The 8,757-nt window shown below is 75.4% G+C and carries 9 protein-coding genes; 2 read left to right on the top strand and 7 right to left on the bottom strand.

The genetic code is table 11. From position 1 onward, the window contains the following. Nucleotides 1-25 precede the first annotated feature (25 nt). Both GL263_RS15585 and GL263_RS15580 read right to left on the bottom strand, forming a co-directional pair. Nucleotides 26-1,177, bottom strand: a complete 1,152-nt coding sequence (locus GL263_RS15585) for an acyl-CoA dehydrogenase family protein (RefSeq protein ID WP_182856317.1) — start codon at nucleotides 1,175-1,177, stop codon at nucleotides 26-28. After that, nucleotides 1,174-2,418, bottom strand: coding sequence for a CaiB/BaiF CoA transferase family protein (locus tag GL263_RS15580; protein WP_182856316.1), 1,245 nt, complete (start codon nucleotides 2,416-2,418; stop codon nucleotides 1,174-1,176). Before GL263_RS15580 ends, GL263_RS15585 begins: the two co-directional genes overlap by 4 nt. Before the next feature lie 205 nt (nucleotides 2,419-2,623). On the opposite strand from GL263_RS15580, the gene GL263_RS15575 reads away from it, so the two are divergent. Then, the gene (locus GL263_RS15575) at nucleotides 2,624-3,814 is read left to right on the top strand and encodes a saccharopine dehydrogenase family protein (RefSeq protein ID WP_182856315.1); all 1,191 of its coding nucleotides are present in this window, start codon (nucleotides 2,624-2,626) and stop codon (nucleotides 3,812-3,814) included. Between the two features lie 67 nt (nucleotides 3,815-3,881). Here GL263_RS15575 and GL263_RS15570 read toward each other — a convergent pair whose 3' ends face one another. Further along, nucleotides 3,882-4,583, bottom strand: coding sequence for an endonuclease V (locus GL263_RS15570; RefSeq protein ID WP_182856314.1), 702 nt, complete (start codon nucleotides 4,581-4,583; stop codon nucleotides 3,882-3,884). A 71-nt stretch (nucleotides 4,584-4,654) separates the two neighbouring features. Here GL263_RS15570 and GL263_RS15565 point away from each other — a divergent pair, with 71 nt between their 5' ends. Then, the gene (locus tag GL263_RS15565; protein ID WP_182856313.1) at nucleotides 4,655-6,046 is read left to right on the top strand and encodes a CoA transferase; all 1,392 of its coding nucleotides are present in this window, start codon (nucleotides 4,655-4,657) and stop codon (nucleotides 6,044-6,046) included. 40 nt (nucleotides 6,047-6,086) lie between these two features. Here GL263_RS15565 and GL263_RS15560 read toward each other — a convergent pair whose 3' ends face one another. The 4 genes from GL263_RS15560 to GL263_RS15545 are packed head-to-tail and all read right to left on the bottom strand — an operon-like array spanning nucleotide 6,087 to nucleotide 8,649. Then, a complete protein-coding gene (locus tag GL263_RS15560; RefSeq protein WP_182856312.1) occupies nucleotides 6,087-6,719 on the bottom strand; it encodes a DUF1707 SHOCT-like domain-containing protein in 633 nt (210 codons plus the stop codon). Between the two features lie 52 nt (nucleotides 6,720-6,771). Continuing rightward, nucleotides 6,772-7,092 carry a hypothetical protein gene (locus GL263_RS15555; RefSeq protein WP_182856311.1) on the bottom strand — a complete coding sequence of 107 codons (321 nt, stop codon included), beginning with the start codon at nucleotides 7,090-7,092 and terminating at the stop codon, nucleotides 6,772-6,774. Beyond that, complete coding sequence (locus tag GL263_RS15550; protein ID WP_182856310.1) at nucleotides 7,076-7,915, bottom strand: lysophospholipid acyltransferase family protein; 840 nt, start codon at nucleotides 7,913-7,915, stop codon at nucleotides 7,076-7,078. Before GL263_RS15550 ends, GL263_RS15555 begins: the two co-directional genes overlap by 17 nt. Next, complete coding sequence (locus GL263_RS15545; protein WP_323379419.1) at nucleotides 7,915-8,649, bottom strand: GNAT family N-acetyltransferase; 735 nt, start codon at nucleotides 8,647-8,649, stop codon at nucleotides 7,915-7,917. Before GL263_RS15545 ends, GL263_RS15550 begins: the two co-directional genes overlap by 1 nt. Between the last annotated feature and the right edge of the window lie 108 nt (nucleotides 8,650-8,757).

The raw sequence follows: 8,757 nt of genomic DNA, 5'->3' as shown, positions 1-8,757 counted from the left end.
GTTCCGGAGGGGTCGGGGGCGGGGCTCAGTTCAGGATCGACCGGCCGATGATCTCCTTCATGATCTCGGTCGTGCCGCCGTAGATGGTCTGGATCCGGCCGTCGACGAACGCCCGGGCGACCGGGTACTCCGCCATGTAGCCGTAGCCGCCGTGCAACTGGAGGCAGCGGTCGGTGACCCGCTTCTGCAGCTCGGTGGCCCACCACTTGGCCATCGAGGCGGCCGTCGCGTCCAGTGTGCCTCCGGCGTGCTCGGTGATGCACCGGTCGAGGAAGCTGCGGGTGACGGCGCACTCGGTGGCCATCTCGGCGATCTCGAAGCGCACGTGCTGGAGGCGGGACAGCGGGCGGCCGAACGCCTCGCGCTGCTTGACGTACTCCGTGGTGATCTCCAGCAGGTGCTCGGCCACGGTGATCGCGGCGACGGCGATCGCCATGCGTTCCTGCGCGAGGTGGGTCATCAGGTGGAGGAAGGCGCCGTTTACCTCGCCGAGCAGGTTCTCCTTGGGCACCACGACGTCGTCGAAGAACAGCTCGGCGGTGTCCTGCGCCTTCTGGCCGATCTTCTCCAGCTTGCGGCCGCGTTCGAACCCCTTCGCGCCGCGCTCGACGACCAGCAGGCTCAGGCCCTTGGCGCCGCCCTCCGGGGTGGTCCTGGCCACCACGACCACCAGGTCGGCGAGGACGCCGTTGGAGATGAAGGTCTTGGCGCCGTTGAGCAGCCAGTGGTCACCCCGGTCCTCGGCGGTGGTGGTGATGCCCTGGAGGTCCGAGCCGGCGCCCGGCTCGGTCATCGCGATGGCCGTGATCGTCTCTCCCGAGCAGAAACCGGGCAGCCAGCGCCGCTTCTGCTCCTCGGTGCCCAGGGAGAGCAGATAGGGCCCGACGATGTCGTTGTGCAGGCTGACGAAGAAGCCGGAGGCGCCGGCCCTGGCGAACTCCTCGATCTGCACGGCGCTGTAGCGGAAGTCGGGGTTCCCGCCGCCGCCGTACTCCTCGGGGACCGCGACGCCCAGCAGGCCCTGGCGTCCGGCCGCCAGCCAGGCGTCCCGGCTGACGATGCCGTCCCGCTCCCACCGCTCGTAGTGCGGCAGCACCTCCTTGTCGAGGAAGGCCCTGACCACCTCGCGGTACGCCTCGTGGTCCTCGGTGTAGACCTGGCGGGGAAGTGTGCTCATGGACGTGCCTTCCTCGGCTGGGGACGGTCGGGCCTCGGCTCGGGACGGTCAGGCGGCTCTGCGGCCGCCGGCAGGCTGGTCAGGCCCCACTCCCGCGCGACCTCGGCGTGGTGTTCGCCGGGCCGGGCCGGCGCCGAGCGCACCGCCGTGGGGGTGTCGGAGAAGCGGGGGGCGGGCGCGGGCTGGACGGTGCCGGCGTGCTCCACGAAGGTGCCGCGCGCGGCGAGGTGCGGGTGGTGCGGTGCCTCCCGCAGGGAGAGGACGGGTGCCACGCAGGCGTCGGAGTCGGCGAAGTGCCGGGCCCACTCGTCCCGGGTGCGGGTGCGGACGCGGGCGGCGATGCGTTCCCGCAGCAGCGGCCACCGTGCGGGGTCGTCCCTGGGCGGCACGGTGTCGGGGTCGTCCCCGAGCGTGTCCGCAGAAGTCTCCGGTCCGTCGGCGGGCCGGGCCTCGGTGAGCCCGAGCCGGTCCAGGAACTCCTCGTAGAACTTCGACTCCAGGGCGCCGACCGCGAGGTGCCCGCCGTCGGCGGTCTCGTAGACGCCGTAGAAGGGGTAGCTGCCGTCGAGCGGGTTCACGCCCCTGCGGTCCTGCCAGGCGCCGGCGCGCAGCATGCCGTGGAGCAGGGCGCTGAGGTGGCTCGTCCCGTCCACGATCGCCGCGTCCACCACCTGGCCGCGGCCGTGGGCGCGGGCGTGGTGCAGGGCGGCGAGCACGCCGGTGACCAGGTACATCGAGCCGCCGGCGAAGTCGCCGAGCAGGTTGGCGGGGATTACCGGCGGGCCGTCGGCGGGGCCGATCACGCTGAGCGAGCCGGTGACGGCGACGTAGTCGATGTCGTGTCCGGCGCGGTCGGAGAGGGGGCCTTCCTGCCCCCAGCCGGTCATCCGGCCGTACACGAGGCGGGGGTTGCGGGCCAGGCACTCCTCGGGACCCACGCCGAGCCGTTCGGCGACGCCGGGGCGGAAGCCCTCGATGAGCACGTCGGCGCGTTCGGCCATCTCCAGCACCGGCCCGGGGCCGGTGGTCTTGAGGTCGACCAGGACGGAGCGTTTGTTGCGGTTGGTGACGTCGAACGCCGGGTTGATGCCGATGCCCGCGCCGCCGGGGCGGTCCACCCGCACCACGTCGGCGCCGAGGTCGGCCAGCAGCATGGCGGCGAACGGCCCGGGGCCGATCCCGGCCAGCTCGACGACCCGGACCCCGGCGAGCGGGCCGACGGGCTCCGCCTCTGCTGCCATCTCCGCACCCCGCTCTGTGACACCAGTGATGTAACACCGATGATGCTAAGAACGTGTTCCAGTTTCCACAAGCCCTCCCGGGCCCCGACCGGCGAGTCGGCGTACCGCCCCCGGCCGGCCTCCCGGGCTTTGCCCGGCGCGCGGGATGAGGCAGGATCCGGCAGAGGTCCGTGATCGGCCGCCACCGCCTCGATGAGGAGCCGCAGTGCCCCTGCCCCGCAGTCACGACGTCGTCCTGTTCGGCGCCACCGGCTTCACCGGCCGGCTGGTCGCCGAGCACCTGGTGCGCCACGCCCCGCCCGAATGCCGGCTGGCGCTCGCCGGCCGCAACCGGGTGAAGCTGGAACTGCTGCGGGAGCGGCTTCTCCGTCTCAACCCGTCGCGTGGCGAACTGCCCCTGCTGCACGCGGATTCCGAGGATCCCGCCTCGCTCGCCGAGCTCGCCGCCGACACCCGTGTGGTGGCCACCACTGTCGGCCCCTACCTGCGCTACGGCGAGGGCCTGGTCGCGGCCTGCGCCGAGGCCGGGACCGACTACCTCGACCTCACCGGCGAGCCGGAGTTCGTCGACGCCATGTACCTCAGGTACCACAGGACGGCGGTGCGCAGCGGCGCGCGACTGGTGCACGCCTGCGGCTTCGACGCCGTCCCGGCCGACCTCGGCGTGCTGTACACGGTGAACCGGCTGCCGAAGGGCGTGCCGCTGGAGGTCGAGGGCTATCTGCGGGTGCGGGCCTCGTTCTCCGGGGGCACGCTCGCCTCCGTGCTGGAGGCGATGGCGCGCGGACCGAGGATGGCCGCGACCGCGAGACGGCGACGCCACGCCGACCCCGGGCCGCCCCACCGGCGGGTGCGCACTCCGCTCGGCCTGCTCCGACGGACGGACGGCATGCCGGGCTGGGCGCTGCCGCTGCCCACCATCGACACCGCGGTGGTCGGCCGTTCCGCCGCCGAACTCGACCGCTACGGGCCCGACTTCACCTTCCGCTACGCCTTGGCGCTGCGCGCCCTGCCGACGGCGGTGGGCGCTGTCGCGGCGGCGGGCGCGCTGGCGGCCGCCGCCCAGGTGCCGCCCGTACGACGCCGGCTCTCCGAGCTGGTCGCGCCCGGGCAGGGGCCGGACCCCGAGCGCCGGGCCGCGAGCTGGTTCTCCCTCCGCCTGGTCGGACGCGGCGGCGGCAGGACCGTGCGGACGGAGGTGCGCGGCGGCGATCCCGGCTACGACGAGACGGCCAGGATCCTCGGCGAGTCCGCGCTGTGTCTGGCCTTCGACGATCTCCCGGAGAGAGCCGGGCAGTTGACGCCGGCCGTCGCGATGGGCGAGCGGCTGATCGAGCGGCTGCGACGCGCGGGCCTGACGTTCCGGGTGGCCGCGGTGGAGCAGCCGCTCGGGTGACGCCGCACGCGGCTCAGGACTCCAACGCGACTCAGGACTCCAGCGCAGCTCAGGACTCCAGCGCGACTCAGGACTCCAGCGCGGCGGCCAGCGTCGCGCGGCACAACCGGTCCGCGCGCCGGGTGGTCTCCGGCTGCCGGAACCGCCCGGCGAGCCGCAGCACATGGGCGCAGGCGGCCGGCAGGCTCACCCGGTGCCCCGGCGAGACGTACACCGGCTTGACGCCGGCGCTGGTGCGCAGCGCGGCGCCGACCACCTCGCCGGTCGCCGGGTCGCGAAGCTCCGCCGCCGCGCCGCGCTCGGGGGCGAGCGGGCCGTGCGAGAAGCCGAACGGGTTCTTGGCGACGCCGAGCGCCGGCAGCCCGGTGAGGACACCGAGATGGCTGGCGAGGCCGAAGCGGCGTGGATGGGCGATGCCGTAGCCGTCGCACACCAGCAGCGCCGGCGTGTGCGTCAGCCGTTCCAACGCCTCCAGTACCGAGGGCAGTTCACGGAAGGCGAGCAGTCCGGGCCGGTAGGGGAAGGGCACCGGGCCGCAGGCGGTGGCCTCCTCGACGGTGGTCAGCGTGGCCGCGTCGAGCAGCACCGCCGCCGCCGCGACCAGGCCCCGCCGGTCGTCGTAGGCGACGTCCACGCCGCCGACCAGCGTGCCGGGCTCGCCCGGGGTCGGCGAGCTGTCCGTCGGTTCCACCAGGTCACGCAGCCGCAGCTGCGTCGCCACGGCCTCCGCCTCGTCGGCGGGCGTGCGGTGCTCGGCGTTGGTCCTCACACCCGCCACGGTACGCCGCTCCCCCCTCCGGGCCCTCGGCGACTCCGGGGCCGGGCGGGAGTGGTGTGACAATGACGCCCGTGAACACCGCGACTGCTCCCGCCTCCGCCGTGTGGTCCCTGCTCGGCGGCGACTCCCGCTGGCCCGACCGGTTGCGGTACACCGGCCGGCCGGGGCTGCCCGCGCGTCTGCCCGTCGCCGGGCTCGCCGCCACGACGGTGGGCGTCTGCGCCCTGGCGGCGGCCGAGTTCGCCGGCGCGCGGGGTGCGGTGACGGTCGACGAGGGCGCGGTGGCGGCGGCGTTCACCAGTGAGCGGCTGCTGCGGGTCGACGGCCGCGCGGTGAGCACGTTCGCCCCGCTGTCCCACTTCTGGCGGACCGCCGACGGCTGGCTGCGCACCCACGCCAACTACCCGCACCACCGGGCCCGGTTGCTGACCGCGCTCGGCGTGGCGGAGCGGGGCGACGAGGCGGCGACGGCCGGGGCGGTGGAGCGCCGGCTGGCCGGACTGAGGGCGGCGGAGGCGGCCGAACTCGTGCAGGAAGCGGGCGGGTTGGCCGTCGCCGTACGGGACGCGTCCGACTGGCTCGCGCATCCGCAGGGGGCGGCCGTCGCCGGTCGTCCGCTGGTCCGCAGGGATCCGCTGGCCGACGGGCCGGCACCGCCGCCGGGGTCCCGGCCCCGGGTGCTGGATCTCACCCGGGTCATCGCCGGCCCGGTGGCCACCCGCACGCTGGCCCTGCTGGGCGCTGACGTGCTCCGGGTGGACTCCCCCGGCCTCCCGGAACTCGCCGACGCGCACGCCGACACCGGCTTCGGCAAGCGGTCGACCCTGCTGGACCTCAACTCGCCTGCGGACAGGCGGGAGTTCGACGGACTGCTCGACCAGGCGCACGTGGTGGTGACAGGGTACCGGCCCGGCGCGCTGGACCGGTACGGCCTTGACGCGGCCTCGCTCGCCGAACGGCGTCCCGGGCTGGTCGTCGCCCAGCTCAGCGCCTGGGGCGAGGACGGGCCGTGGGGCGGGCGTCGCGGGTTCGACAGCCTGGTGCAAGCCGCCTGCGGCATCGCGGTGCGGGAGTCGCCCGGGGACCGGGTGCCGGGCGCGCTGCCCGCGCAGGCTCTGGACCACGGCACCGGCTATCTGCTCGCGGCGGCGGTGCTGCGCGCGCTCAGCGACCAGCACCGGGGCCGGGCCGGCGCCGTACGGCTGCGGTTCGCCCTCGCCCGCACGGCGCACTGGCTGCAGCACGAGCTTCCCGCCTCCCCCGGCGGCTCCGGCTGGTCGACCCCCGCGGAGGACGGCGGGTCCACCGAGAGGGCGGCGGCATGGCTGGCCGAACGCCCCAGTCCCCTCGGCGCCCTCCGCTACGTACGCTCCCCCGTCGGCTACCCGGGCGGCCCGGAGGACTGGGCCCGGCCTCCCGGCGTGCCCGGCTCCGACCCGCCGAGCTGGGCCTGAGCGGACGGGCGGCCCGGGCGGCGGGCGGCTTCCGGCCTGTTCAGGACGGGGAGTCCGCCTGCTTGGCGGGCGGCTCGGCCCGGCGGACGTCCACTCCGCCCCAGAACGCCAGTCCGGTGACCACGATCCTGGGTGCTCCGGCGGCACCGGACCCGGTCGCCTTGTGCTCGTAGCCGCCCATGATCCCGATGCCCCGCACCTCCACCTCGGCGTCGTACGGCACCACGATGTCGATGCCGCCCATCACCGCGCTCGCCCGGACCACCACCTCGCGGTCCTCGAAGTGCGCCTCGCGCAGGTCGAGTTCGCAGCCGCCCCAGAAGGCGAAGGCGGTGAAGCGGCGGGGCACGACCCACGCGCCCCGGCGGGTGACGCCGCTCAGGACCGCCACGCCGGTCCGGGAGACGGGCCGGCCGCCGATCCGGTTCCGCCAGCGGTCGGCCGTGCCGCCGGGCCCGTTACGCGCGACCGTCGTGCCGCTCTCGGCGGGGAGCGGGAGATCGCGCAGCAGCGGTTCGAGGTCGCCGTAGGTGCGGGACGCGTAGGTGGCGGCGAGCCGCTGCTCGAACTCGTCGACGTCGAGCCGGCCCTCGGCGTAGCCTTCGCGCAGCCGCGCGGCCACCCGCTCCCGGTCGGCGTCCGAGGCCCTCATCTCAGGCGGCTGGCTGTCCATACCGGCAGCGTACGCGGGCTCGTCCGGCCGGTCGAGCGGCGAGCGGGCGGGCTCAGGCGGCACGCAGCAGCGGTTCGGCGAGGATGATCACCCCGACGCCCGCGCCGAGCACGGCGGTGGCGACCCGGGTGCGGCCCCGGCGGCTGAGCACGATCGCCGTACCGGAGAAGATCAGCGCGAGCCCGTACAGGCCGAGCGTGAGCAGGGACGGCTCCAGGGCGAACCGCACGACCATCGCGACGGCGACCGCCACCATGACCACCGCCGCCGCCACGCCGCGCACCAGACGCGCCTGGCGGGGTGTCAGGCGGCCCTTGCGGTCCGGCTCGGCCGATGGTGCGACGGTCGTATCGTCCTCACGCAGTGCGGTCATGACCTGGAGCGTAATCGGTCACGCTCATCCGGGTCATCACCAGGTCCGCGCTGCGGCGGGCCAGCGCGGCGCGGTCGGTGGCCGGTTCGGGCGCCACCGGTGGCAGCGCCGTCACCTCGGCGGTCAGCCCCCGGGCGGCCAGCACCCTGCGCAGCGAGTCGGCGAGACTGTCCTCCCCCACGAACGCCGCCACCGGCGCCGGCTCCCCGCCGGCCCGCAGGTAGCGGATCGCGACGGGCTGGACCACCGCACCGGCGTCCACCGCGGCCTGGAAGACCGCGTGGCGGAAGCGCCCGTGCCGGCGGCCGCACCAGGTGCTGCCCTCGGGGAAGGCGACGACCGTGCCGCCGGCCCGCAGCGCGGCGGTGATCTCCACGACCGTGCCGGGCAGCCGGCGCAGCCGGTCGCGCTCGATGAACAGCGTGCCGCCGTATCTGGCCAGCGGTCCCAGCACCGGGTAGCGGGCGACCTCCGCCTTGGCGAGCATGCGGCCGGGGCGGACGGCCGCCAGCAGGACGACGTCCAACCACGACACGTGGTTGGCGACGACCAGCGCGGGGCCCGGCGTCCAGTGCCCGCGGGTGCGCAGCCGCACCCCGAAGGCCCGCAGCAGGACGCGCGCCCACGCTCGGACGGCCGACGTACGGAACCGGGAAGGAGTGCGTCGCACCAGCGGCGCCAGCAGCACACCGACCAGCAGGCAGGCCGTCACCCCGGCCGCCCGCAGCGCCCGGCGCGGCCGGCCCACCACCGGGTTGTTCCCGGACAGGCAGCCGGCCGGGGTGCAGGGCGCGGTGGGCAGCCAGGGGCTCGTCGCCGACATCACTGGTCCAGCAGGCCGAGGAAGTGCCGCAGATAGCGGGGGTTCATGTCGCGGACCGAGAGCAGGACGAAGAAGTCCGCGACGCCGAACTCGGGGTCGTGGGCGGGCGGTCCGCACACCCGGGCGCCGAGCCGCAGATAGCCGCGGAGCAGGGCGGGCAGCGGCTGGCCGTCCGCGCGGTCGGCGGCGTCGGCCACCGGCCAGGGGCGGCGGGGCACGACGTGGAACTCCTCGGACGCCAGGTGGCGTTCGGCGGTGCGGCGCCAGACCGTCCCGGCCATCGCGCCGCCGTCGGCGAGCGGCACCGAGCAGCAGCCGGCGAGCCAGTTGTGCCCGGCGGCGAGCAGATAGCGGGCGATGCCGGCCCACATCAGCGAGATGACCGCGCCGTCGCGGTGGTCGGGGTGGACGCAGGACCGCCCGGCCTCCACCAGGTCGGGCCGGATGCCCGCGAGCCGGGTGAGGTCGAACTCCTGCTCGGAGTAGAGGTGTCCGGCGACGCGGGCGCGCTCGGGCGGCAGCAGCCGGTAGGTGCCCACCACCTGCTCGGTGATGTTCTCCACCACGAGCAGGTGGTCGCAGTGGTTGTCGAACCAGTCGACGTCCAGGCCGGGGCCGCCGCTGAGTCGGGCGCCCCACTCGTGGGCGAAGACCTGGTGGCGGAGCCGCTGGGCGGCCCGTACCTGGCTCTCCTCGGTGGCGAGTTGCACCCGGTAGCGGCCGGCGGGCTCCACGGTCGCGGCGCGGGACGGGCCGGTGGGAACAGTCGCGGGCGGGGCGGCGACGCCGGTCGTGGCCAGGCCGGCGAGGCCGGTCGCGGGCGTCAGGGGGCTGGTCACCGG

The sequence above is a fragment of the Streptomyces durbertensis genome (genome assembly GCF_014156695.1).
Lineage (GTDB): Bacteria > Actinomycetota > Actinomycetes > Streptomycetales > Streptomycetaceae > Streptomyces > Streptomyces durbertensis.
The sequence above is the reverse complement of the archived record's forward strand: the minus strand, read 5'-3'. Positions and strand labels throughout refer to the sequence as shown.